At 70.8% G+C, this 23,168-nt stretch carries 27 protein-coding genes and 1 pseudogene; 15 read left to right on the forward strand and 13 right to left on the reverse strand.

Translation table 11 applies throughout. The annotated features are described in order from the left end of the window. Nucleotides 1-58 precede the first annotated feature (58 nt). From QOL99_RS05040 to QOL99_RS05050, 3 genes are all read right to left on the reverse strand, one after another. The gene (locus QOL99_RS05040; RefSeq protein WP_152871437.1) at nucleotides 59-415 is read right to left on the reverse strand and encodes a DUF2089 domain-containing protein; all 357 of its coding nucleotides are present in this window, start codon (nucleotides 413-415) and stop codon (nucleotides 59-61) included. Nucleotides 416-487: 72 nt separating this feature from the next. Then, entirely contained in the window at nucleotides 488-1,132 is a 645-nt protein-coding gene (locus QOL99_RS05045; protein WP_285521981.1) for an SHOCT-like domain-containing protein, read from the reverse strand. A 49-nt stretch (nucleotides 1,133-1,181) separates the two neighbouring features. Further along, nucleotides 1,182-2,057: a DUF4097 family beta strand repeat-containing protein gene (locus tag QOL99_RS05050; protein WP_285521983.1), complete on the reverse strand. Its 876-nt coding sequence runs from the start codon at nucleotides 2,055-2,057 to the stop codon at nucleotides 1,182-1,184. Nucleotides 2,058-2,297: 240 nt separating this feature from the next. On the opposite strand from QOL99_RS05050, the gene QOL99_RS05055 reads away from it, so the two are divergent. From QOL99_RS05055 to QOL99_RS05080, 6 genes are all read left to right on the forward strand, one after another. After that, nucleotides 2,298-3,698, forward strand: a complete 1,401-nt coding sequence (locus QOL99_RS05055; RefSeq protein WP_285521985.1) for a ribonuclease R family protein — start codon at nucleotides 2,298-2,300, stop codon at nucleotides 3,696-3,698. 124 nt (nucleotides 3,699-3,822) lie between these two features. Continuing rightward, nucleotides 3,823-4,083 (forward strand): hypothetical protein, encoded by a 261-nt coding sequence (locus QOL99_RS05060; RefSeq protein WP_285521988.1) that lies wholly within the window; start codon nucleotides 3,823-3,825, stop codon nucleotides 4,081-4,083. Nucleotides 4,084-4,307: 224 nt separating this feature from the next. Beyond that, nucleotides 4,308-4,466 carry a hypothetical protein gene (locus QOL99_RS05065; protein ID WP_285521989.1) on the forward strand — a complete coding sequence of 53 codons (159 nt, stop codon included), beginning with the start codon at nucleotides 4,308-4,310 and terminating at the stop codon, nucleotides 4,464-4,466. 53 nt (nucleotides 4,467-4,519) lie between these two features. Next, nucleotides 4,520-4,996, forward strand: coding sequence for a hypothetical protein (locus tag QOL99_RS05070; protein ID WP_285521991.1), 477 nt, complete (start codon nucleotides 4,520-4,522; stop codon nucleotides 4,994-4,996). 53 nt (nucleotides 4,997-5,049) lie between these two features. Next, nucleotides 5,050-6,123, forward strand: coding sequence for an agmatine deiminase family protein (locus QOL99_RS05075; RefSeq protein WP_285521993.1), 1,074 nt, complete (start codon nucleotides 5,050-5,052; stop codon nucleotides 6,121-6,123). Then, a complete protein-coding gene (locus tag QOL99_RS05080; protein WP_285521996.1) occupies nucleotides 6,108-7,286 on the forward strand; it encodes a GNAT family N-acetyltransferase in 1,179 nt (392 codons plus the stop codon). Before QOL99_RS05075 ends, QOL99_RS05080 begins: the two co-directional genes overlap by 16 nt. Before the next feature lie 100 nt (nucleotides 7,287-7,386). Here QOL99_RS05080 and QOL99_RS05085 read toward each other — a convergent pair whose 3' ends face one another. Beyond that, nucleotides 7,387-8,040 carry a DsbA family oxidoreductase gene (locus QOL99_RS05085; RefSeq protein WP_285521998.1) on the reverse strand — a complete coding sequence of 218 codons (654 nt, stop codon included), beginning with the start codon at nucleotides 8,038-8,040 and terminating at the stop codon, nucleotides 7,387-7,389. 88 nt (nucleotides 8,041-8,128) lie between these two features. On the opposite strand from QOL99_RS05085, the gene aguB reads away from it, so the two are divergent. Both aguB and QOL99_RS05095 read left to right on the forward strand, forming a co-directional pair. After that, nucleotides 8,129-9,022: an N-carbamoylputrescine amidase gene (aguB, locus tag QOL99_RS05090; RefSeq protein ID WP_285522000.1), complete on the forward strand. Its 894-nt coding sequence runs from the start codon at nucleotides 8,129-8,131 to the stop codon at nucleotides 9,020-9,022. A 25-nt stretch (nucleotides 9,023-9,047) separates the two neighbouring features. Then, nucleotides 9,048-9,704 (forward strand): class I SAM-dependent methyltransferase, encoded by a 657-nt coding sequence (locus tag QOL99_RS05095; RefSeq protein ID WP_285522001.1) that lies wholly within the window; start codon nucleotides 9,048-9,050, stop codon nucleotides 9,702-9,704. Here the strand turns inward: QOL99_RS05095 and truA are convergent. Next, on the reverse strand, nucleotides 9,677-10,483 hold the full coding sequence (gene truA, locus QOL99_RS05100; protein ID WP_285522003.1) for a tRNA pseudouridine(38-40) synthase TruA: 807 nt from the start codon (nucleotides 10,481-10,483) through the stop codon (nucleotides 9,677-9,679). The two genes, QOL99_RS05095 and truA, sit on opposite strands and share 28 nt — an antisense overlap. Nucleotides 10,484-10,551: 68 nt before the next feature. On the opposite strand from truA, the gene QOL99_RS05105 reads away from it, so the two are divergent. Continuing rightward, on the forward strand, nucleotides 10,552-11,454 hold the full coding sequence (locus QOL99_RS05105) for a M23 family metallopeptidase (protein WP_285522004.1): 903 nt from the start codon (nucleotides 10,552-10,554) through the stop codon (nucleotides 11,452-11,454). Continuing rightward, on the forward strand, nucleotides 11,451-11,720 hold the full coding sequence (locus tag QOL99_RS05110; protein WP_285522005.1) for a hypothetical protein: 270 nt from the start codon (nucleotides 11,451-11,453) through the stop codon (nucleotides 11,718-11,720). Before QOL99_RS05105 ends, QOL99_RS05110 begins: the two co-directional genes overlap by 4 nt. Here QOL99_RS05110 and surE read toward each other — a convergent pair. Continuing rightward, on the reverse strand, nucleotides 11,717-12,502 hold the full coding sequence (gene surE / locus QOL99_RS05115; protein ID WP_285522007.1) for a 5'/3'-nucleotidase SurE: 786 nt from the start codon (nucleotides 12,500-12,502) through the stop codon (nucleotides 11,717-11,719). The two genes, QOL99_RS05110 and surE, sit on opposite strands and share 4 nt — an antisense overlap. A 232-nt stretch (nucleotides 12,503-12,734) precedes the next feature. On the opposite strand from surE, the gene QOL99_RS05120 reads away from it, so the two are divergent. Together QOL99_RS05120 and QOL99_RS05125 are read left to right on the forward strand one after the other, a co-directional pair. Beyond that, a complete protein-coding gene (locus QOL99_RS05120; RefSeq protein WP_285522009.1) occupies nucleotides 12,735-13,166 on the forward strand; it encodes a response regulator in 432 nt (143 codons plus the stop codon). Between the two features lie 302 nt (nucleotides 13,167-13,468). After that, complete coding sequence (locus QOL99_RS05125; protein WP_285522010.1) at nucleotides 13,469-13,945, forward strand: Na+/H+ antiporter subunit E; 477 nt, start codon at nucleotides 13,469-13,471, stop codon at nucleotides 13,943-13,945. Between the two features lie 64 nt (nucleotides 13,946-14,009). Here QOL99_RS05125 and QOL99_RS05130 read toward each other — a convergent pair whose 3' ends face one another. The 5 genes from QOL99_RS05130 to QOL99_RS05150 form a co-directional block, all read right to left on the reverse strand. Continuing rightward, complete coding sequence (locus tag QOL99_RS05130; protein ID WP_285522011.1) at nucleotides 14,010-14,699, reverse strand: YqhA family protein; 690 nt, start codon at nucleotides 14,697-14,699, stop codon at nucleotides 14,010-14,012. A 131-nt stretch (nucleotides 14,700-14,830) separates the two neighbouring features. Continuing rightward, nucleotides 14,831-16,651 (reverse strand): glutamine--fructose-6-phosphate transaminase (isomerizing), encoded by a 1,821-nt coding sequence (gene glmS, locus QOL99_RS05135; RefSeq protein ID WP_285522012.1) that lies wholly within the window; start codon nucleotides 16,649-16,651, stop codon nucleotides 14,831-14,833. 347 nt (nucleotides 16,652-16,998) lie between these two features. Continuing rightward, the gene (locus QOL99_RS05140; protein ID WP_285522014.1) at nucleotides 16,999-18,201 is read right to left on the reverse strand and encodes a trans-sulfuration enzyme family protein; all 1,203 of its coding nucleotides are present in this window, start codon (nucleotides 18,199-18,201) and stop codon (nucleotides 16,999-17,001) included. Nucleotides 18,202-18,412: 211 nt separating this feature from the next. Continuing rightward, a complete protein-coding gene (locus tag QOL99_RS05145; protein WP_407650141.1) occupies nucleotides 18,413-18,598 on the reverse strand; it encodes a hypothetical protein in 186 nt (61 codons plus the stop codon). 23 nt (nucleotides 18,599-18,621) lie between these two features. Further along, nucleotides 18,622-19,236 (reverse strand): trimeric intracellular cation channel family protein, encoded by a 615-nt coding sequence (locus QOL99_RS05150; RefSeq protein WP_285522020.1) that lies wholly within the window; start codon nucleotides 19,234-19,236, stop codon nucleotides 18,622-18,624. Between the two features lie 178 nt (nucleotides 19,237-19,414). Between QOL99_RS05150 and rpmF the strand changes: the two genes are divergently transcribed. Further along, on the forward strand, nucleotides 19,415-19,597 hold the full coding sequence (gene rpmF / locus QOL99_RS05155) for a 50S ribosomal protein L32 (RefSeq protein ID WP_152871395.1): 183 nt from the start codon (nucleotides 19,415-19,417) through the stop codon (nucleotides 19,595-19,597). Nucleotides 19,598-19,731: 134 nt separating this feature from the next. Here the strand turns inward: rpmF and ubiE are convergent, their stop codons facing one another. Together ubiE and QOL99_RS05165 are read right to left on the reverse strand one after the other, a co-directional pair. After that, on the reverse strand, nucleotides 19,732-20,451 hold the full coding sequence (gene ubiE / locus QOL99_RS05160) for a bifunctional demethylmenaquinone methyltransferase/2-methoxy-6-polyprenyl-1,4-benzoquinol methylase UbiE (RefSeq protein WP_285522016.1): 720 nt from the start codon (nucleotides 20,449-20,451) through the stop codon (nucleotides 19,732-19,734). Nucleotides 20,452-20,874: 423 nt separating this feature from the next. Next, the gene (locus QOL99_RS05165) at nucleotides 20,875-22,065 is read right to left on the reverse strand and encodes a BioF/Kbl family PLP-dependent acyltransferase (RefSeq protein WP_285522017.1); all 1,191 of its coding nucleotides are present in this window, start codon (nucleotides 22,063-22,065) and stop codon (nucleotides 20,875-20,877) included. 155 nt (nucleotides 22,066-22,220) lie between these two features. Between QOL99_RS05165 and QOL99_RS05170 the strand changes: the two genes are divergently transcribed. Further along, on the forward strand, nucleotides 22,221-22,964 hold the full coding sequence (locus tag QOL99_RS05170; protein ID WP_285522018.1) for a roadblock/LC7 domain-containing protein: 744 nt from the start codon (nucleotides 22,221-22,223) through the stop codon (nucleotides 22,962-22,964). Continuing rightward, nucleotides 22,961-23,168: pseudogene (locus tag QOL99_RS05175) on the forward strand (hypothetical protein); the annotation flags it as partial. The gene QOL99_RS05170 and the pseudogene QOL99_RS05175, both read left to right, overlap by 4 nt.

Here is a 23,168-nt window from a genome sequence, read left to right on the forward strand (position 1 = left end):
GCCCACGTGCCCAGCCACGCCCCGCACGCGGCGGCCTATGCGCGGAAAGCGGCGGAGCTCAGCGCCGCAGCTTGCGGGCGGCCTCGTCGGGGGTGATCTCGCCGCGCTCGAGGCTCAGCAGCACCTCGCTCTGGGGGTCGGCGGGTTCGGGCTCGTAGCCGATGGCGCGGAGCAGGGTGTCGAAGCGGGCCCGCACGGTCGGGTAGCTCAGGCCCAGCACCCGCTCGACTTCCTTGAGGTTGCCGCGCACGCGGATGTACAGCCGCAGGAACTCCAGATTCTCGGGGGACAGGGTGGCGAACTCGTTGAGGTCGAAGACGCCGCGCACCGTCACGCCGCTGGTGGGAAAGCGCAGTTCGGTGACGAGCGGGGCTTCCGTCTCGTCGGGAAAGGGCAGGGGCAGGGGTCTGGACATGGGGTCAGGGTACGTGGGGAGAGGGGGGAGGCGGGGGAGGCCAGTGCCGCACCCCACCCTCTCCCCCGGCCCTCACTTCAGCGAGATTCGCACCGTGTTGCCCTCGCTGTCCTCGGCGTTGATCAGTTCGCCGGGGGGCGGGGCGGCCTCGAGCAGCAGTTGCAGCGCCTCCACGCTCAGGCCCGCGCGTTCCAGCGCCTGCTGGCCGTGGGCCGGAATCAGCTTGCCGAGGTGCGGCGCGAGGCTGACGGGCAGGTTCGCCGCGTACTCGTCGCCCTCGCTCGACTCGACCTCCACCCGCAGGATGCGCGGCGTGGCCGGGGAGGATGGACGGTGGGCCGGGCTGCCCCCCACCAGACTGCCGACCACCTCGCCCACGCCGCCCAGCGCCGCATTCACGCTGTCCATGATGTCCTCCACATCGACCCCGGCGGGGCCACGGCGCCCGCGCCCATCCCAGACCCAGTTGCCCGAGAACTGCGGCGAGCGGGGCGGCGGCGGCGGGGGCAGGTCGCGCACCCCGCGCAGCAGCAGCAGGTGTTCGGCCACCTGGGCGCTGTCCAGCTCGCCGCGCGAGAGCAGCGAGGCGACGAGTTCGCGGTCGGCGCCCGCGAGGGCCAGCCTGGAATTCAGGGCGGCCAGCAGCGGGGCGGCGTCCTCCAGCGTGAGCTTGCCCGCCCGCACGAGGTCGAGAATCCTCCGGACCTTTTCCCTCATCGTGAAACGCCCCCCTTCTGGATGACCGTGGTCTGGCAGGTGACCGGGCTCATGCGTTCACCGCCAAGCTGCCGCCCGCGACCTTGACCCGCAGGGAAGCGCCGCCGTCCCCCAGGACTCCGGTGTAGGTGTAGGTGGCGTACTGGCCGGACTTCTGGAGGGGAAAGCTGGCCTTGACGCTGCCCGCCGTGGCCTGGGCATTGAGGTTCACGCTGCTGCCCGGCTGAAGGTCGATGCGGGCGCTGCCGCCCGACACGCTCAGGGTGTGCTCGCCGCCCAGCAGCCGTGGACTCCAGGCCAGACTGCCCCCGGCCACCGTACCGACGAGGTCCCCCGTGTCGCCCAGCTGGGCGCTGCCGCCCGCGACCTTGAGGGCCGCAGGTCCGGCGATGTCCCCCGCCCGCAGGCTCCCGCCCCCGATGTGGGCCTGGAGGGTGGCGGCCCCGCCGAGACTCACGCTGCCCCCGCCAATGCGCAGGTGGGCGCTCCCGCGCAGTTCGGGCAGGCTCACGCTGCCCCCACCCACGCTGACCTGGGCGTCGTGCGGCTCAAACGGCACGGTCAGGATGGCGGAAAGGGTGCTCCAGCCGAAAAAGCGTTCATGGCCCTGCCGCCCCACCCGCCAGCCCCGGGGGGTCGCCTCCAGCGTCAGGCGGCCGTCCTCACTGGCGTTCAGGTGCGGCCCGGGCACCCGCCCGTCCACCACGACCCGCAGCGTGTAGCCCCCCACATCGAGAATCAGGTGCGGGGGGACCTGCTCCGGCGCCCAGACCGCAGGGACAGCGTCCGGCACCTCCGGGGCCGCCGGTTCGTCCCCGGCCTCCGGTTCCCCCAGCAGCTCCTGCCCCTCCTCGGGGGTGAGTTTGCCCTCGGCCACCAGACGCTCCACCTGTGCGCGAAAACCCTCGTTCGCCTGTTCATTCATATGCGCCTCCTTCCAGAGAATAGAAACACCCTCTTGCCTAAATGTCAAGTCAGGTTTTATAGCCTTGCAGTGATCGCCTGGGACCGTCAGGGAATGGATACCGTCTGAGACGTGAGTTTTGGCTTCCTGATCTGGTGGCCCAAGCGGGACGTCTGTACCCGGTCCAACCCTGCTTTGCGGCTTTGGCAACCCCGGCTTGCTATTCAGCTCTCGGGGCCTCTGCCCCGTATCCTCATCCCCATGACCAACCCCTCCCCTGCCCTGCCGGACCTCACGCCTGCCCAGCGCACCGAGGTGGAGCTGCTCGCGCGGGGCAAGGCGGAAAAGAGCCGGACCCTGCGCGACCTCGGCCAGCCGGAGACGCCGGAGGCCGCCCACGCGCTGCTGCTGCGGCTGGGGCTGTGGGACGAGGCGCGGACGCCCTACGCCGACCGCCTGGGCGCGGCGCTGCAAGACGTGGCGCTGCCGGTGCCCGATTTCGCCCCGGAACCCCGGCTGGACCTGACCCACCTGCCTGCCTTCGCCATCGACGACGAGGGCAACCGCGACCCCGACGACGCGGTGGGCCTCGAGGACCTCGGCGGGGGCCTGACCCGGCTGTGGGTTCACGTGGCGGACGTGGCCGCGCTCGTCCCGGCCGACAGCCCGCTCGACGAGGAGGCGCGGGCGCGGGGCGCGACCCTCTACCTCCCCGACCGCACGGTGGGGATGCTGCCGGACGGGGTGGTGGGGCGGGCGGGCCTGGGCCTGCACGGGACCTCGCCCGCCCTGTCCATCGCCCTGGACCTCGACGCCGACGGCAACGCCGACGCGGTGGACGTGCATCTGACCACCGTGCGGGTCACCCGGCTGACCTACCTGGGGGCACAGGAGCGGCTGGAGGCGGGCGAGGAACCCTTCGTCTCGCTGGCCCGCCTCGCCCGCGCCAGCCGCGAGCTGCGCGAGGGAGAAGGGGCGCTGTCCATCGACCTGCCCGAAGTGCGGGTCAAGGCCGACGCGGAGGGCGCCACCGTCTCGCCCCTGCCCAAGCCCGAGATGCGCTTCGTGGTGCAGGAATGCATGACGCTGGCGGGGTGGGGGGCAGCCATCTATGCCGACGACCACGCCATCGCGCTGCCCTTTGCCACCCAGGACGCGCCCACGCGGGAAGTGCGCGGCGAGACCCTGCCCGCGCAGTGGGCGCGGCGCAAGACGCTGGCCCGCACCCGTTTTCAGCCTGCGCCGGGGCCGCACCACGGGATGGGCCTCGACCTCTACGCGCAGGCGACCAGCCCGATGCGCCGTTACCTCGACCTGGTGGTGCATCAGCAGCTGCGGGCGCACCTGACGGGGGGGGAGGCCATGAACGGCAAGGCGGTCGCGGGGCGGGTCGCGCAGGCCGGGATGAACGCCGACGCCACCCGGCACGCCGAGCGCCTCAGCCGCAGGCACCACACCCTGCGCTTGATCGCCGCGCAGCCGGAGCGCGAGTGGGACGCCGTGGTCGTGGACCGCCGGGGACCGCAGGCCACGCTGCTGATTCCGGACCTGGCCTTCGACGTGCCGGTCAGCACCCCCGCCGCTCCGGGCACGGCGCTGAAGGTGCGGCTGGAGGGCGTGAATCTGCCCGCGCTGAGCGTGCGGGCGCGGATCGTCGGGTAGGGGCCAGACGCGCTCCGGCCCTGCCGTTGGTGGGATTTGACCCAGTTCAAGCAACGCCGGTTGCACCGCCGAATCTGCTTCATCTTTCATTCATCTGCCCGGGGGCATGTCTACACTCAGGCCCATGAACGGCGCCCAGACCGACATCGTGTCCCTCCGGATGAGCCATTGCCGAGCCGAACACGCTGCTTCCGGAGCGCAGTACCACCTCGCCGTGCTGCACTACCGCGAGTGTTTGGAGGCTGCCGAGCGCCGCGAGGACTGCCGCGCCGTGGAGTTCTTCGCGCTCAAACTGGCCGAGTGCTACGGCGCCATGGGCCTGCCCGAGAAGGCCCGGCACTTCCGTGCGCTCGCCTGCACAGAAAGCGGGCCGCTGCTGGGCTGAGGGCCAGCCCCCCCTCAGGTCGCCCCGGCACACTGCGGCCCATACGCCGCCTGCTGTCTGCCCTCCTCCTGGCCCTCGTGGGCACGGCGGGTGCCGCCACCCTCCAGCTTCGGCCGGGGCAAGCGGGGCGGTTGGGGGGGTTCACCCTGACCGTGCTGCGGGTGCAGGACAGCCGCTGCCGCCCGAACGTGCAGTGCATATAGGCAGGCGAGCTGCAAGCGCCTGTGCTCGTACGCCGGGAAGACCGACTCGCGCTGTTGCGCATGACGCTGCCGGAGCTGCGGGTCACGTCGGCCATTGACGGCTGGTTGCTTTCCGTGCGGCTGCGGGCGGCGACCTCCGAGCGGCTGCCGCGCCCGACCTTCACCGACGGTCCGTCCTGACGCACCGCCGATGTGCGGTCCCATGACACCTGGGCCCGCCCTAGGCTGGGAATGTGAATAAACTCCTGATGTGCGGCGGCCTGCTGGCCCTGGCTTTCGGCGTGGCGCAGGCGGCGCCGACGACTTACTTCGGCGTGCGGCTCTCGGTAGATACGCCGCTGGACTTCGGCGTGGGCGTGCAGGCCACCTACGACGCCGAGCGGTACGCGCTGCGGGGGGGCGTGGACGCCCGCAGTCTGGTGGGCTACACCCTGGGCTTCGGGGCAGACGTGGGCGTGCTGTTTCCGCTCGTGGGCACGCCGAACACGGCGAGCCGGGTGCAGGCCGGGGCCGGACTGGGCCTGGAGCGGCACAACGGCGTCCTGACGGTGGTGCGGCCCCACCTGCTGCTGAACGGGGAAGTGCGGGTGGCCCGCTCGGTGACAGCCTTCGCGGAGGGCAGCCTGGGCTACAGCTTCCTGCTGCCCGGCGAGGGCGAGGGCCTGAATCTCTTCTCTCCGGGGCTGCGGGTGGGCCTGAACTTCCGCTGAGGAACGGTCGCTGAGGCCCAGCCTCCCCGGCCGGGTCTGCTCTAATACCCGCCATGCAGCACTTCTCCCCCGAAGACCCCACCCCGCGCGACCTGGGCTTTGCCATGCCGCCCGAGTGGGCCGAACACGCCGCGACGTGGATGAGCTGGCCGCAAGGCGACGAGCTGTGGTTCGGCCACCTCGCCGGGGTGCGGGAGGACTACGCCGAACTGGTGCGCACCATCGCCCGCTTCGAGCCCGTGCATCTGCTGGTCCGCGACGAGGAGAGCGAGGCGGACGCGCAGGGGCGGCTGGCCGGGGCTGATGTCACCCCCTTCCCGGTCACACTGCACCGGGTGCCCCTCGACGACTCGTGGATCAGGGACAACGGCCCGATCTTCGTGCAGGACGGCCAGGGCCGCGTCTCGCTGGTGAACTGGCGGTTCAACTCGTGGGGCGGCAAGTTCGAGTGGGAGAACGACGACCGGATTCCGGAGCACGTCGCCGCCCACCTGGGACTCGCCCACTGGGACCGCCCCGAGGTGCTGGAGGGCGGCGGCATCGAGGTCAATGGGGCGGGCGTGGGCCTGACCACGCGCTCGTGCCTGCTCACCGACACGCGCAATCCCGGCCTGACCGAGGCTGACTACGCCGCGCTGCTGCGCGACACGCTGGGCATCGAGCGGCTGCTGTGGCTCGACGGCGGCCTGGAAAACGACCACACCGACGGCCACATCGACACCATCACCCGCTTCGTGGATGAGCGGACGGTTGTCACCAGCGTGACCCAGGACGAGACAGACCCCAACTTTGCCGTCATGGCGAAAAATCTGGCCGAGCTGCGCGGGATGACGGACCTGAACGGCGAGCCCTTCCGCGTCGTGGAGCTGCCCCTGCCCGCCGAGCGGCTGGAGGGGGCCGAGGGGAGGTTGCCGCCCACCTACGCGAACTTCTATATCGGCAACGGCTTCGTGGCCGTGCCCATGTACGGCGATCCCAACGACGCGCGGGCGCTGGAGGTGCTGCGGCCCCTCTTTCCGGACCGTGAGGTGCTTGGTCTGCCCAGCCGCCACATCATCGAGGGCGGCGGCTCCTTCCATTGCCTGACCCAGCAGCAGCCCGCCGGAACGCTGTGGACGGGCGAGTAATCCCACTGGGAGACGGCTACGAGGCGCGTCCGGTCAGCCTGGAAACCTACCGGGACGCCTGCGCCCGGCTGGAGGGCCGCATCTTCGGGGAGAACTGGGGCTACGCCTTCGGCCCGCCCACCAAGGCCCCGCCGCCGCTGGGCGAGACGTTCCAGTGGGGCCTCTACCACGGCGGGGAGCTGATCGGCTGGCACCACGCCCACGGGCAAGACGAGCGCACGGTCTCCATGGCCGACACCGGGATTCTGCCCGGGCATCAGGGACGCGGGTTGTACACCCGGCTGCTGCCGCACGTGCTGGACGTGTACCGGGAGGCCGGATACACCCTCGTCACCAGCCGCCACCGAGCGACGAACAACCGCGTCATCGTGCCCAAGTTGCGGGCCGGATTCCTCGTGCAGGGCCTGAACCTGTACGAGGGCGGGCTGAACGTGGCCCTCACGCTGAGTCTGGACGACGTATACCGGAACGCGATGCACGTCCGCAGCGGCCTGCGGCAGGCGGACGGGGAAACGGCGCGGCGGCTGGGGCTGGACGTGGTGGAGTCGCGGCGGGCCGGGCCAGTCGCGGTGCCGTCTGTCCCGCTGCCACCGGCGGACGGGCCAGCCTTCGACCTCGGGCGGGGGTACGCGGCCCATCCCGTTTCCAGCCGGACCTACCGCGAGGTGTACGCCCGGCTGGAAGACGCCGCCTACGACACCGGGAGCTTCGACTGGGCCGACACGCCCCGGCTGGTCCGGCCCGAGGCCCCCGCCCTCGCCTGGCTGATCGCACGCGGCGGCGAGGTGGTCGGCTGGCACTCGGCACGCGGCTGGGACGAACGCACCGTGTATATGAGCAACACGGCGCTGCTGCCCGCCCACCGGGGCCAGGGCCTGTATACCCGGCTGCTGCCGCACCTGCTGAACACCTTCCGCGCGGCAGGCTACACGCTGGTCCGCAGCCACCACCACGCCACCAACAACGCGGTCATCGTGCCCAAACTCCGCGCGGGCTTCCGGATTCAGGGGCTGGAGGTCAACCACCACGGCCTGATGGCGGTCCTGATCCACTCCTTCGACGACGTGTACCGCGAGTACATGGACGTTCGCAGCGGGCTGACCCGGCCCGTGGGCGAGGTGGCACGGCGGCTGGGCCTGACCCTGGGCGATGAGAGCAGTTGACACGAGAAGGGTCATGCCGAGGGCCAGCGAAGCCTCCCTGAGTCCCGCCCACGAGACCCTTCGCTGCGCTCAGGGTGACCACGTTCCTCTGTCAGGGGCTTCAGGCCTTGTTCGCCGGACGGTTCTTCGCCCGCTTGATCGTCGCTATTCCGGCCCCGCTGCCCAGCACCTCGCGGTAGAGGGTCCACCACCGGCGGGCCGTCTCCGGGTCACGGGCGAGGTTCTCGAAGCGGTAGTAGGCGGCGCTCCCGTCCGGCAGGACGAAGGTGGGGGTGCCGAACACGCCGATGTCGGCGGCTTCCGCGAGGTCCCCGCGCAGGCTGGCCCGCAGGCCGGACTCGTCCTGACGGTCACTCGCCCAGCGGTCCATATCCAGGCCCGCCTCCCCGGCCGCCTGAACGAAGGTGGCCTCCTCCAGCGGCCTTTTCCCGTCGTGGTGGGCGCGGAACAGCGCGAGGGTGTAGGCCCACGCCTGCTCCTCTCCCTGACGGGCGGCGGCCTGCGCGGCGAGGAACGCGGGCAGGCCAGAGCGCTGAAAGCGGTCGCCCTCGCCCAGCGGTTGATCGGTCAGCCACCAGACGGGCGTGGCCTGCCCGGCGTTTTCCGGGTGGTTGCCCTGGGTCAGCGAGAAGTGGCGCACCCTGAAGGCTTCACCCCCCTCGCGCAGCACGGCGGCCAGTTCCACGCCGCGCCAGGCGTAAGGGCACAGGAAATCGACGTAGACCTCGGTGGTGCCGGAGGGGGAAGCGGTCATGCGGGCACGCTAACACGCCCCCCTGGACTCCCCGGTGAACCCGCCCCCCTTCACCCTGCGCCGCACGCGGGCCGGGTACGCTGGGGCCATGACCCGCACCCCCGACACCGTCCGGCTCGCCGTCGTGCAGATGCACATGACTGACCAGCTTGAGGACAATCTCCGCCGCGCCGAGCAGCATGTCCGGGAGGCCGCCCGGCAGGGGGCCAATGTCGTGCTGCTGCCCGAACTGTTCGAGAACCTGTATTTTTGCCAGGTCGAGCGCGAGGACTACTTCTCGCTGGCGCACCCGCTGGACGGTCACCCCTTCGTGGGGCGCTTTCAGAATCTGGCGCAGGAACTCGGCGTGGTGCTGCCGCTCTCGTACTTCGAGCGGGCGGGGCAGGCGCATTACAACAGCCTCGTGTGCATCGACGCCGACGGCTCGCTGCTGGGCAACTACCGCAAGACCCATATCCCCGACGGCCCCGGCTACGAGGAAAAGTACTACTTCGCCACCGGGGACACCGGCTTCAAGGTCTGGCCGACCCGCTTCGGGCGCGTGGGCGTGGGCATCTGCTGGGACCAGTGGTACCCGGAGACCGCCCGCGCGATGATGCTGATGAACGCCGACTTCCTGCTCTACCCCACCGCCATCGGCAGTGAGCCCGCCGAGGTCGAGACCCCCAACACCTACCAGATGTGGCAGCGGGCGATGGTGGGGCACGCGGTGAGCAACTCGACCTACGTGGGGTCTTCCAACCGCATCGGCACCGAGCGGGTGGGCGAGCTGGAGCAGACCTACTACGGGCACTCCTTTATCAGCGACTACACGGGTGAGATCGTGGCGGAACTCGGGGAAACCGAGGAAGGGCCGCTGACCCACGACCTCAACCTGACCGAGGCCCGCAAGTTCCGCGCCGGGATGGGCTTTTTCCGCGACCGCCGCCCGGAGCTGTACGGCGTGCTGATGACGACGGACGGGGTGACGCGGCGGGACTGAGGCCCAGCGCCCTTACCCTGGGCGGATGTCCGACCGTCCCCATTCGCGCGAGTGGTATGCCCGCCTGGCCCGCGAGCTGGGCGGGTACCGTCATGGCTGGACCCGCGAGCTGGACGGCCCCGACCCCGAGCTGACCTTCGACGTGCTGCTGGCCGAGCAGCTGGGGCCGGGGGTGCGGGTGTTGGAGGCAGGCTGCGGCCACGGCCCCGATGCGGCCCGCTTCGGGGGTGAGGTCGGGCGCTGGGTGGCCTATGACTCGGGGCCGGAACTGCTGGAGCAGGCCCGAGCGAACGCCCCCCACGCCGACTTCCACCTCTGGAACGGCAAGGGAACGGTGCCCGACCCCCTGCGCGGCCCCTTCGACCTGATCGTGTCGCGGCGGGGGCCGACGGGGGTGATCCTGCGGCTGCCCGAACTCGCCGCGCCGGGTGCCCACTTTCTGTACGTGGGGCCGAGGCTGGACGTGCCTCAGGTGCCCGAACGCCTGCACGCCGTTGACTGGGACATTCTGGGCGAGTGGCGCGTGTCTGTGCAGGCCTGGGCACCCACCTGGGAAGCCTGGGTGACCCGCTGCGAGTGGATGGGGGAGGAGGCGAGGCTGGAGGACTGGCAGGAACGGGCCACCCCACGCGGCCTGAGCTACCGCGAGGAACGCTACGTGGTGCTCGCCGGGGCGCCGTAACTCGCCCCCGTGAACGTCAACCCCTGCGCGGGCACGTTCGCCCCGGCCCGCCCCCGCTCGCGCCCGGCGAGGATGGGGGGCACGTCTTCCCCACGCAGCTTGCCCTGCCCCACGAGGAGCAGCGTGCCCACCAGCCCCCGGACCATGTGGCGCAGAAAACTCTCGCCCGCGACGTGGACCTCCCAGACCTGCCCGCCGTGGACCGTGGGACCAGGCCGGACCACGAGCGCCCGCAGCTCGCGTACCGTCTGGCGGTCCTCCTGGGTGGCGAAGGCGGCAAAGTCGTGGGTGCCGATCAGGGAGAGGGCGGCGGCATTCATCGCCGGTACGTCCAGCGGCCCCGGCACGTGCAGCGTCCGGCCCGCCCACAGCGGATGGCGCTGGGGCGCGTGCAGCAGCCGGTAGCTGTAGCGCCGCTCGGTGCAGGAGAAACGGGCGTGGAAGCCGGGCGGGGCCTCGTCCGCCTCCAGCACGGCCACGCTCTCTGGAAGGTGGGCGTTGAGGGCGCGGGCCAGTTTCTCGGTCGGGACGCGGAAGCCCCCCGGCACGTCGGTGTGCGCGGGCATCGCCTCCGCGTGGACCCCGGCGTCGGTGCGCCCGGCAGCGACCGGGCGGGCGGCGTCCGTGGCTCCCAGCCGGGCAAAGGCCGCGTGGACCGTGTCCTGCACGCTGGGCGCGTGGGGCTGAGACTGCCACCCGGCAAAGCCTGCACCGTCCCAGGCCAGCAGCAATCGCAGTCGCCGGAAGCCGGGGGGCGGGGCGTAGGAGGGGACTGACATGGCCGCAAGGTAACGCGGGGCGGGATTGTTCACATCCGGCCCCCATCCCCACCATTACACTAAGTGCCGTGAACCCCACTCTCATCCGGCGCTTCTCTGGCCCGGCGACGCGGCGCCTGCTGGCTGCCGCCGCCCTCCTGCTGCCTGGCCTCCTGCCTGGGGGCGCGGCGGAGGCGGCGGGGAGTTACCGGGTCAAGGCGGGCGACAACCTCACGGTGATCGCGGGGCGGGCCGGGGTGAGCGTCTCGGCGCTGAAGTCGGCCAACCCGGCCTTGCGGAACGCGAACTACGTGCGGGCCGGGCAAGTGCTGAGGATTCCCGACCGGGTGCTGGCGGGACGCACCCACCGGGTCAGGGGCGGCGAGAACCTCAGCGTGATCGCGCGGCGCTACGGGATCAGTCTCGCGCGGCTGCTGGGGGCCAACCCGGCCTACCGGGGCGGCAGGGTGCTGCGGGTGGGCGCGGCGGTCAGGATTCCCCCGCGCACGGTGGCCTCGCGCCTGCAGGCGACCCCGGCCCGGGCGGGCGGCGCGGTGGTGCGGTCGGCGTCGGTGCGGGTCAACGCCGCGCCCGCTTCCTCGCGCGGGTGGCTGTGGCCGGTGGCGGGGTATGCGGGCATCAGCAGCGACTTTGGTCAGCGCGTGCTGGACGGCGAGCGCGAGATGCACTACGGGGTGGACATCCTCGCCCCGCACGGCTCCCCGGTGCGGGCCGCCCGCTCGGGCCGGGTGCTGGAGTCGCGGGCCGACTTCAAGCGCGGCTGGGGCTGGACGGTCGTGCTGGAGCACGAGGGCGGCTGGATCACCCGCTACGCGCACCTCAGCGCCAACCTCGTGCGGGCGGGCGAGACGGTCGCGCAGGGGCAGGTCATCGGGCGGGTGGGCAATACGGGCCGCAGCACGGGCACCCACCTGCACTACGGCACCTACCTGCGCTGGAATCCCAAGGACCCCCTGAGTCTCTACGAGTGAGCGCCCCCCCTGCCCCGCTGCGGGTCCATTACGCCGAGGCGAAGGGCGACACCGCCGAACGCGACCTCGCCGCGTGGCTGGGCACGCTGCCGGAGCAGCCGGGCTTCCTGGGCGCTGAACTGCTGACCAGCCCGGCGCAACCCGGCCTGGCCCTCGTCGCCAGCCGCTGGTCGGGTGAGGTGCCGCCGCTGACAGTGCCGGACGGGGCGCGGGCCTGGGAGTTCGAGGTGCGGCGCAGCCGGGGGCACGGCGGCAGACCGGGCTAGACCCCCGGCACGTACCCCCCCACCTCGCCGAGCAGGTCCCGCGCCGTCAGGTCCAGCCGCACCGGCGTCACGCTGATGAATCCGGCCGCCACCGCCCCGTAGTCGGTGGCGGGGTCGTCGGCGTCGGGAGCGGTGCTCTGGCCCGCGACCCAGTGGTATTCGCGGCCCTCGGGGTCCTGCCGGGTCACGATAGAATCCTCCCAGCGGTGTTCGCCCACCCGGGTGACCCGCACCCCGCGCGGCGTGCCCGCCGGAAAGTTGACGTTGAGCAGCACGCGGGGCGGCAGTCCACGCGCCAGTACCTCGCGGGCCAGCCGCGCGGCGTAGGCCGCTCCCGCCGCGAAGCCGTACTCGCCGTCTCCATTCGCCCGCGCACTGAACGCGACCGACGGCAGCCCCAGCGCCAGCCCCTCGATGGCCGCCGCGACGGTGCCCGAGTGGGTCAGGTCGTCGCCCAGGTTCGGCCCCACGTTGATCCCGCTGACCACCAGATCGGGCCGCCCCAGCAGGTGCACCCCCAGCACCACGCAGTCGGCGGGGGTACCGTCCACCCGGTAGGCGGGCAGGGCCCCGAAGCCTGCCGAGGCCGTGTGCTTGAAGCGCAGCGGGCGCCGGATGGTGATGCCGTGCCCCACCGCCGACTGCTCCACGTCGGGCGCGACCACCACCACGTCGCCCACTTCCGCGAGTGCGAGCGCCAGCGCCTTGATGCCGGGCGAAAAGATGCCGTCGTCGTTGGCGACCAGGATCCGGGGCCGGGGGGAAGGAGACAGGCCAGTCATGAACCGCAGGCTAGCGCGGCCCCGCCTCCCTTCCAGGGTGCTCCTCCCATCTTGAGCGCCTGTTGAGGAGATGCAGATCTGGCCCCCGAAAGGACTCAAGCCGTCTTAAGGAGCGGGGCGCAGGTGTGCGGCCCTCTGGCTCCGGCAACCCGCTAACATGAGTCTCAGTTATGCGTTTGCTCAAGCTCCTCACCCTGATCTGGCCCACCTGTGCTCAGGGGGGGGTGCGGCCATGAGCCGTCCCCTGCGCCTGCTGCTCGTCGACGACAGCCTGATAGACCGCCACCTCGCCGAGGAGGTGTTCGCGGAATACGCGCACCTGTGCCAGGTCACGACCGTGGGCAGCGGGCAGGAGGCGCTGGCCCACCTGCGGACGCCCGGGACCGCCCTGCCCGACGTGGTGCTGCTGGACGTGAATATGCCGGGCATGTCGGGCTTCGAGGTGCTGGAGGCGCTGAAGACCGATCCCCGGCTGGTGCAGATCCCGGTGGTGATGCTGACCACTTCCAACCACGACCACGACATCACCCGCGCCTACACGCTGCACGCGAGTTCCTACCTGATCAAGTCGCTGAGTTTTCAGGAGTTCATGGCGCAGGTCGAGGGCTTTCTGGAGTTCTGGACCCGCGCCCGGCTGACAAGCTGGCCCGACGCGGTGTCCTGATACGGACTCCGATGGAATCGTTTACGAGGTGATTCAATCCGAGCGGATGCGAGACGGAGAAACGACGGGTCCCGGAAGTAAAGGAATTGGACGGAACCCGTATGGCAGGAATTCCGACCCGGCAGTGTCCGTCACGGCTCAGTCCGGACCGTCGGTGCAGCCAGAGCGAGCACGAGCAGACGGGGGCAGGAACCGGCGCCCACGGAGCCGCCGCCGGATACCCCGTATTCTGACCGCATGTTTCCTGTGCCCCCCGTCTGCTCCCCGGACCTGGCCGCCTGTTCCAGTGGGGGCGGCGGACCATGAGGGGCGCGGGTTTCAACCTGCTGCTGGGGCTGGTCTGGGCGCTCTTTCTGGGCGAGGTCAGCCTGCGGACGCTGGCGCTGGGCTGGGTGATCGGGTTCCTGATCCTGACGCTGTTTCGCCGCTCCCTGGGAGTGACGGCCTACACCCGCGGCATCGGAGCCACCGCCGGACTGATCGTCTCCTTTCTGGCCGAGCTGGTGCGGGCGAACATCCACATGGCGCTGATGGCCCTGCATCCCCGCCCCCGCCTCAATCCGATGATCGTGGAGGTTCCCCTGCGCCTTCAGGGCGACCTGCCCCTCACGCTGCTGGCGTCCCTGACGGGGCTGCTGCCGGGTACGGTCGCGCTGGCCTTCTCGCCCGACCGGGGCTCGCTCTACGTCCACGCGCTGGGGATGAACAGCGCCCAGGCCGCCCGCCAGAGCGTGAGGCAGATGGAACGCCACCTGCTGCGGGTGGTGGGGGGGGACTAGGGAATCTGGATGAACAGGCCAGCACGGCTGACCCGGACTCCGGAGCAGTCCCTCCCCCGGCCTCCTACTCGCTGCCGCCCCCGGCAGGCACCTTGCCCTCGGCCTTGGCCTCGGTGGCCTGCTTGGCGATCTCCACGTCCTCCTCGTCGATGTGCCGCTGCTCGCTGTCGCGCTCGAAGAGGTCGCGCCGCGCCTTGAGCTTGGAGCCGGGTTGCTGCAGGTCGCTGCCACTGCCCTTGTGAACCTGCTGGAACAGCACCAGCGCCCCGCCCGCCAGCGCGAGCGACCCGGCGAAGTACAGCGTCTCGACCGGCTCCTCCCAGCGGATGAAGTGCTCCAGGAAGGTCACGCCCAGAATCACGATCACCACCGACACGACCTTCTGCTCGAGGTCGGACAGGCTCTCGACCCCCAGCGCCGACGTGAGGTTGAGCGGCTTGATGAACAGCGAGTACAGCCCCACGCCGATCAGGTAGAACACCACCGCCTTGAGCATGGTGCCCACGACCTCCAGAAACTCGACGGCGAGCGTGCCCGACTGGCTGTCGATGCCCTGGGTAAACATCTCGCGCCAGGTCTGGTAGATGGTGTTCAGCGCCAGGATGGTTCCCTGCAGGAAGAGGCTGAAGGCCACGAGCAGCACGGCGATCACTGCGATCAGGACCACGAAGCGGGTGCGGCCGATCAGTTCGCTGAACCACTCGCGCCGGGAGGGTTCGCCTTGGGGCGGGCTGGAGGGGCGGGGCCGGGTCACCCGTTCATCTTGAGGGGTCCGGGGGCGCCGTCCTGTAGCCGCGCCAGAAGACAGCCTTCATGGAGGCCAGGACAGCACGCCAAGGGGGCAGAGCCACGTGGACTCTGCCCCCCTGATTCCGACCGACGGCGTTACTCGACCGTCACACTCTTGGCGAGGTTGCGCGGCTTGTCCACGTCCTTGCCCAGATAGCTGGCCGTGAAGTAGCTCAGCAGTTGCAGGGCGACCGCGTTCACCACCGGGCTGACCATCTCGTGGGCGCGGGGCACGTACAGCACGTCGTCGGCGTGCTGCGCGTTCTCGGTGTCGCCGTCGCTGAGCAGGGCGATCACCTTGCCGGAGCGGGCGCGGACCTCCTGCACGTTGGAGATGGTCTTTTCGAGCAGGTGGCTCTCGGTGGCGATCACCACGACCGGCAGGTTCGAGTCGATCAGGGCGATGGGGCCGTGCTTCATCTCGCCCGCCGCGTAGCCCTCGGCGTGGATGTAGCTGATCTCCTTGAGCTTCAGGGCGCCCTCGAAGGCGGTCGGCGCGTTCACGCCGCGTCCCAGGAAGAGGTAGTCGCGGGCCTGCGCGTACTTCTCGGCGACCCGCTTGATCTCGGCGACGCGGGCGGGATTCAGCGCCTCCTCAACCAGACGCGGCAGCTCGCGGGTGGCGTGCAGCAGGTCCTGCGCCTGCGTGTCGCTGAGGGTGCCGCGGGCGCGGCCCAGCCAGAGAGAGAGCATCACGAACGCGCCCACCATCGACGTGTACGCCTTGGTGCTCGCCACCCCGATCTCCGGCCCGGCGTGGATGTACAGCGTGTCGTCGAGTTCGCGGGTCATGCTGCTGCCCTTGGCGTTGATCACGCCCAGGGTCTTGGCTCCGCCCTTCTTCGCCTCGCGCAACGCTTCGAGGGTGTCGATGGTCTCGCCCGACTGGCTCACCACGATGGCGAGGGTGTTCTCGCTGACCAGCGGATTGCGGTAGCGGTACTCGGAAGCCACGTCCACCTCGACCGGAATCCGCGCGAGCTGCTCGATCAGGTACTCGCCCACCAGCCCGGCGTAGTACGCGGTGCCGCAGGCGATGATCGAGATGCGCTTGAACGAGGCAGGATCGAGCCCGATGTCGAGGTTCACCTCGCCCGTCCCGTCGTGCAGGCGGCCGATCAGGGTGTTCGTCAGGGCGGTGGGCTGCTCGTAGATCTCCTTGAGCATGTAGGTGTCGAAGCCGCCCTTTTCCGCCGCCTCCGCGTCCCAGTCGATGCGGTCGATGGGGCGCTCCTGCGGGTTCCCGGTCAGGTCGGTGATGCGGTAGCCGTCGTCGCTGAGCACGACCATGTCGCCGTCGTGCAGGAAGACCATGTCGCGGGTGTAGGCCAGCAGCGCGGGCACGTCGGACGCCAGGAACATCTCGCCCTCGCCCACGCCCATCACCAGCGGGCTGACGGTGCGGGCCGCCACGATCTCGCGGTGGTCCACGTGCGTGACCACGATCCCGTAGGCACCGCGCACCTGCCCCAGTGCCGTCCGCACCGCGCCCTCCAGGTCGCCGCTGTACGCCTCCTCGATCAGGTGGGCGAGCACTTCGGAGTCGGTCTCGGACTTGAAGGTGTGCCCGCGCTCGATCAACCCGGCCTTCAGCGAGAGGTAGTTCTCGATGATCCCGTTGTGGATGATCACGATGCGCCCGTCCTCGGTGGCGTGGGGGTGCGCGTTCGTGTCGTTGGGCAGGCCGTGGGTGGCCCAGCGGGTGTGCCCGATGCCCAGGGTGCCGGGCAAGGGCGCGTGCTCCAGCTCCCCGCTGAGATTGGCGAGTTTCCCGGCCTTTTTCTTCACCTCAATCTGGCCGCCGTCCGCGATCGCCACGCCCGCGCTGTCATAGCCCCGGTATTCCAGCTTGGCGAGCCCCGAGATCAGCACGTCCTGCGCCTGCCGCCCACCGATATATCCGACGATTCCGCACATGAGAACTCCTTTACCCGCGCCCGGCAGGAAGCCAGGGCGGGCAGTGTCTGGGTTGGATTGACTTCGCACTGCGCGGCCTTATCCCTGCGTCGCCGCAGAAGCTTATCGCCGCGCTTCACCGCAGATCGCGGCCGGGTAGGCCCATGCCGGGGCCTGGAGGCATCCGCAGAAATGCTCGCTGACCTCCACCTCGTCTTCTGCCCCTCGATGAGAAGAGACTGACCTTGCGCTGCCCTGTTGGGGTGAGCCGGACACGGATGGCCCGGAGTGAAGATAGCACCTCCCCTTCCGGTGAGTGCTTTACACACATCACTCACCGGAAGGGGAGGGGGAACGGTCGGGAAGGCCTACGTCGCCGCGCCCACCGGCACCCGCTCCAGCGCTCCCAGCACGTCCGCGATCAGGTCCGTCTCGTCCTCGATGCCCACCGAGAGGCGCACCAGGCCCTCTGTCACGCCCTGCCGCATCAGCGTTTCCTCGCCCAGCAGTTGGTGGGTGGTGCTGGCCGGGTGGCACGACAGGCTCTCCACGTCCCCGAGGCTGACCGCCTGGGTAAAGAGCTGGAGGTTGTTCAGGAAGGCAAAGGCCGCCTCCCGGGTGCCCAGGTCGAGGCTGAGCAGGCCGCCAAAAGCCCGCATCTGCCGCGCCGCGACCGCGTGGCCGGGGTGGGTGGGAAGGCCGGGGTAGTGCAGGGCCTTCAGGGCGGGGTGGCCCTGGAGCGCCCCCGCCAGCGCCGCCGTATTCGCGCAGTGGGCTTCCATCCTGAGCGGCAGGGTCTTGAGGCCGCGCAGCAGCAGGTACGCTTCGAATGCCCCGAGCACCGAGCCGACATGCCGCAGCCCGTGCAGCCGCAACTCGGTCACGAGGTCGGCCGCTCCCACGACCACGCCCGCCACCACGTCCCCGTGCCCGCCCAGGTACTTGGTCGCCGAGTGCATCACCAGGTCGGCGCCGTGCTCCAGCGGCCGGGTCAGGTACGGGGTGGCGAAGGTGTTGTCCACCACGACGAGCGCCCCCGCCGCGTGCGCGACCGCCGAGGCCGCCGCGAGGTCCACGACCTTCAGGGTGGGGTTGGTGGGCGTCTCCAGCCAGACCAGCCGGGTGCGCTCACTCACCACGCCGCGCAGCGCCTCCACGTCCGCCGCCTCGTGGACGGTGACCCCGAAATTGCCCAGGATGTCGCGCAGCAGCCCCTCTGTGCCGCCGTACAGCGGTCCCACGAAGGCCACCTCGTCCCCGGTCCCCAGCAGCGTCAGGGCCACCGCACTCGCCGCGCCCATGCCGCTGCCAAAGGCGACGGCGGCCTCGGCCCCCTCCAGGCTGGCGACCTTCTCCTCGAAGGCGGTCACGGTGGGATTGGAGAGCCGCGAGTAGAAATATCCCGGTTCCTCGCCCGCAAAGAGCCGCCCCCCGCGCTCGGCACTGCCGTAGCCGAAGGTGGAGGTCGCGTAGATGGGCACCGCGTGGGCGCCTGTCACGGGGTCGAGACCATGCCCCGCGTGGACGGCACGGGTGCGGAATCCGGCGGGCCGGTCGGATTGTGTAGACATGGCAAGAGTCTAGGGCACGGGGGCAGGCGGTGATTTAAGGCAGCGCCGCGTGAGCTCTCCCTCCGCCCCCTCCGGGGGCACCTCCCCTGAAAAGGGAGGCTTTGGTGGAGAGCGTTCCTCCAGTTTCGTGCGCTTCGGGGCTCCCTTTTAAAAGGCCCCCTTTGAGGGGAGCTGTCAGCGGTGGCTGCCGGAGGGGTGTTCCCGCTCCCCCTCACCCCTCCGGCAGCCGCCGCACCGGGAGCCGCGCCCAGCCCCGGCGCGAGAGCCAGCGCAGCAGCAGCACGGCCCCGGCGCCGCTGAGCTGCGCCTGAAAGGGGGTGACGTGCGGAGACACGAGGTAGACGGTGAGTGCTCCGGCAGCGGCGGCGGTCGCGTACAGCTGGTCGCGGCGGTACATCACCTCGGGGACCTCGTTGGCAATCAGGTCGNGCGCAGCAGCAGCACGGCCCCGGCGCCGCTGAGCTGCGCCTGAAAGGGGGTGACGTGCGGAGACACGAGGTAGACGGTGAGTGCTCCGGCAGCGGCGGCGGTCGCGTACAGCTGGTCGCGGCGGTACATCACCTCGGGGACCTCGTTGGCAATCAGGTCGCGGATGATGCCGCCCCCCACCCCGCTGAGCATCCCCGCGAAAATGACCCCCAGTGGCCCCAGCCCGGCGGCGATGGCCCCCAGCGCCCCCGACGCGGCGAACAGGCTCAGCCCCACCGAGTCGAACACGCTCAGCGCCTTCTCGAAGCGGGCCAGCCGCTCGCCGAACCCGAAGGCGGTCACCGATCCCGCCAGCGCCACCCACAGGTACGTCTCGTCGCGCAGAAAGAGGGGCAGCGCCTGCCCGGTGAGGGTGTCGCGAATCGCGCCGCCGCCCACTGCCGTCACGCATCCCAGCACCAGCACCCCGAACAGGTCGAACCGTTTGCGCACCGCCAGCAGCGCTCCCGACAGGCTGAAGGCCAGGATGCCGGTGAGGTCCAGCACCCGCAGGCCCGTTTCCAGGGTGGCCGGGGAAATGGGCGGCAACGCGAGTTCTGGCACCATCACGCGCCATGCTACGGGAGACGCGGGCAGGATGGACGGCGGCCCCGCAGCGCGTGCTATACTCCCGGCTGTTGTCTCGCGCCTGGCCGCGTCCCCGGTCCGGCCAGGCCGAAGAGATGGCCCCGGCGCGTTCCCCCAGTCCCCCCAGCGCCGAGTGGCGAGAGCGAGGAGAAACATCATGGCGAAGCATCCCGTCCCCAAGAAGAAGACCAGCAAGAGCAAGCGCGACATGCGCCGCAGCCACCACGCCCTGGTGGCCCCCAACCTTGTCGAGTGCCCCCAGTGCCACGCCAAGAAGCTCCAGCACCACATCTGCCCCAGCTGCGGCGCCTACAACGGCCGTCAGGTCCTCGCGGTCTGAGCAGCAGGAGGTGAGAGAGGCTCCCCTGGTGGGAGCCTTTTTTCATGGCCTGTCGCTTGCGGTCTGTCGCTTATGGCATGCGGCTTGCCGAGGGGCAGGCATCTCCTCGCCACGCGCTGCGAGCCACGCGCCCCTTACCCCCGGTCCCCCACGTGGATCGCCGCGATGCCGAAGGTCAGCAATCGGTAGCGGGTGCGGAAGCCCGTCGCGTGCATCAGCCCGGCGAGCCGCCCGGGGTCGGGAAAGGCCAGCACGCTCTCGGGGAGGTAGGTGTAGGCGCCCGCGTTGCCGCTGACGAGCGCCCCCACGCGCGGAAGAATCTGCCGGAAATAGAAGCGGAACAGCGCTCCGAAGAGGCCCGGACGGGGCGGCGGAAACTCCAGGATGACCAGCCGTCCGCCCGGCGTCAGCACCCGCCACAGCTCGGAGAGGCCCCGCGCGTAGTCGGCAAAGTTGCGGAAGCCGAACGCGCAGGTCACCGCGTCGAAGGAACCGTCGGGGTACGGGAGGTTCAGGGCGTCGCCCTCCTCCAGCCGCAGGTCGAGGTGCCGTCCCCTGGCCTTCTCCCGGGCGATCTCCAGCATCTCGGGGACGAAGTCGCTGCCCACGACCTCGGCCTGCGGAGCGCGGGCCTTGAGCTCCAGCGCGAAATCCCCGGTTCCGGTCGCCACGTCGAGAATCCGCCGGGGCGAGAGGGCCAGGGCTTCCCGCGCCGCCTCCCGGCGCCACGCCCGGTCCACGCCGAGGCTCAGCACGCGGTTGAGAAGGTCGTAGCGGGGCGCGATGGAGGCGAACATCGCCTGCACCTCGCGCCCCCGGTCTTGTCGGTCTCCCACGGGCGGGCGGCTGGTCATGGGGCCGATGATAGGCGGGTGGAGCCGGGACAGGCAGGCCGGGGCAAGGTCAGCCGCAGCAGCCCCGCCGCCGTGGGCCGGAAAGCGCAGGCGGCGTAGAAGCCCGCCAGGTGGGGCTCAAAATCCACGTGAGCAACGTTGCAGACCGTGTTGCGCCCTTTTGACTTCTGACTTCTGACGTGGCGCGGCCAAAGAATGGCGTGCAAGACGCGAGAACCCCCTCTCCCCTTGCGGGGGACTCGCAGAGGTGCTTGCAGAGGGGTTGGGGGTTGGGGACGGGTACAGCTCCGCAGCAGAGGGGGGAGTGGAGGGCGACGCCGTCCCAGGCCACAGCCACAAAGCCGATGAGTCTCTCTCAGCCATGCGCCGTCACCCAGCGGCCCAGGGCCACGAAATCCACCCCAGCCCCGACCCGCCCGTCGGTCAACCGCCGATCACGCCCAGCGCCCGGCCCACCCGCTCGTAAGCCGTGAGCGCGTGCTCCAGATCGTCCCGCGTGTGCTCGGCGGTCACGATGTTGCGGATGCGGGCCTGGCCCCTGGGCACGGTGGGAAAGCCCAGACCCACCGCGAAGACGCCCTCGTCCAGCAGGCGGCGGCTGGCCTCGAAGGCGGCCTCGGGCTCCCCGAACAGCACGGGCGTGATGGGCGTCTGGCTGCCCATCGTGTCGAAGCCCAGCCGGGCGAGTTCGGCCTTGAAAAAGCGGGTGTTGTCCCACAGCCGCTCCATGAAGGAGGGGTCGCGCTGCACCAGCTCCAGCGCCGCCGAGAGGGCGCCGACGACGGCGGGCGGGTGCGCGGTGGAGAACAGGTAGGGCCGCGCGCGGTTGATCAGCAGTTGGCGCAGGTCCGCGTGTCCCGCCGCGTAGCCGCCCACGACGCCCCACGCCTTGCTCAGGGTGCCGACCTGAATCACGTCCTCGGCGGTTTCAAAGCCGAAGTGGTGAACGGTGCCGCGCCCCGCCTCGCCCAGCACGCCCGAGCCGTGCGCGTCGTCCACGTAGGTCACGGCCCCGTGCTTGCGGGCCACCTCGATCAGGCGGCCCAGCGGCGCGATGTCCCCGTCCATGGAGAACACGCCGTCGGTCACGACCATCTTCAACCCATCGGTGGGGTTCTCCGCGAGCACCCGGTCGAGGTCGTCCGGGTCACTGTGCCGGTAGATCTTCTTGGTGGCCTTGGTCAGCCGCAGGCCGTCGATGATGCTGGCGTGGTTGAGTTCGTCGCTCACCACCAGGTCGCCGGGTTGCAGCAGGGTGCCCAGCACGCCCTGGTTGGTGGTGAAGCCGCTCCCCAGCACCAGCGCACTCCCGGTGTGCTTGAACTCCGCGAGCTGGCGCTCGAAGTCCTCGTGGATGGTCAGCGTTCCGGCGATGGTCCGCACGGCCCCGGCCCCGGCGCCCCAGGTGTGCAGGTACTCGGCGGCCCTGGCCTTGATCTCGGGGTGGTCGGCAAAGCCGAGGTAGTTGTTCGACGCGAGGTTGACCACGTCGCGGCCATCGACGCGGGTGCGGGCGCGGTTGGCCGTCTCGAGGACGCGCGGCGAGATCAGCAGCCCCTGCTCGCGCAGGCCCGCGAGTTCGCGGCTGAGGCGTTCGGGAAGGGTGAGGGTCATGGGGGGCAGTCTAGTGGGCGGTGCGGGCCGGGGACCGTGAGCCGGGCCAGGGCGCGGGCGAGCAGAGGACGGGCAGGCACAGGACGGGTAGACACAGGACGGTCAGCCAGAAGAAAAGTGTAAGCCCCCCCCACCTACACTCCCGGCAGGTTTCTATGACCAATGCCGTGTACACCCTTATCGTGCGTGCCCTGTCCGGCCTCGTGTCTGACCGGGCGGCCGACACCATGCTGCGGGCCTCGCTGCGCGAGAGCGGCCTCGGCCCCGAAACCGTGACGGCGGCGCAGATGCAGCAGGTCCTGCGCGGCCCCCTGCTCGCACGGCTCTCCGGGCTGCTGCCCCCCGAACGCGCCCGCGCCGAGTTGCAGGCCCTCGCCGCCGAGGTGCAGGCCCGCCATCCCAGGGCGCCCACCCTCTTTCTGCCGCCCGCCGCCGCCTGGGACGAGAACAGCCCCGAGCAGGCGTGGACCGCGCCCACCTGGGAGGATCCTGTGGACACCACCCTCAGCGCCGACGACTTTGAATTCGACGACCCCGAGTACGCCGCGCCCGTGGGCGCCCGCAGCTACGCGCTGGACACGCCGGAAGGCCAGGAGGCCCTGATTCAGGACCTCGGGCGCCTGCAGGGAGTGCAGGGGGTGCTGGTATGCCGCGCAAGCGGCGAGGTGCTGCGCGAGCGGGCCCTGCGCGGCGGCGGCGGGCTGGGCGGCGTGGTCGCCGCGACCGCCATGCTGTTTCAGTCCCGCTCGCTGCGGCTGATGTCGGCCGACATGGGGGACCGCACCGTCTGTATGCGCCCGCTGGGCGGCTACTGCGTGGCGGTCGTCGCGGGAGCCGGGGTCAATGTCGGGCGGCTGCTCGCCGAACTCGGGCAGATCCGGACCGGGGACGCGGCGTGAGGCGGGCCGTGCTGCTGACCGCCCTGCTGGGGTCGGGCCTGTCCACCGCCCAGGACCTCTCCGCCTACCGCGAGCTGACCCGCAGCCTGGACGCGGCGGCGACGGCCCGCCCGCAAAGCGCCGAGCAGGCCCTGACCCAGCTCGACCGCGCCGAGGCCGCCCTGGACCGCCTGGTGCCCAGCCTGGGCAACCGCCCGCTGGTGG

The organism is Deinococcus rhizophilus (assembly GCF_030271215.1).
Taxonomy (GTDB): domain Bacteria; phylum Deinococcota; class Deinococci; order Deinococcales; family Deinococcaceae; genus Deinococcus; species Deinococcus rhizophilus.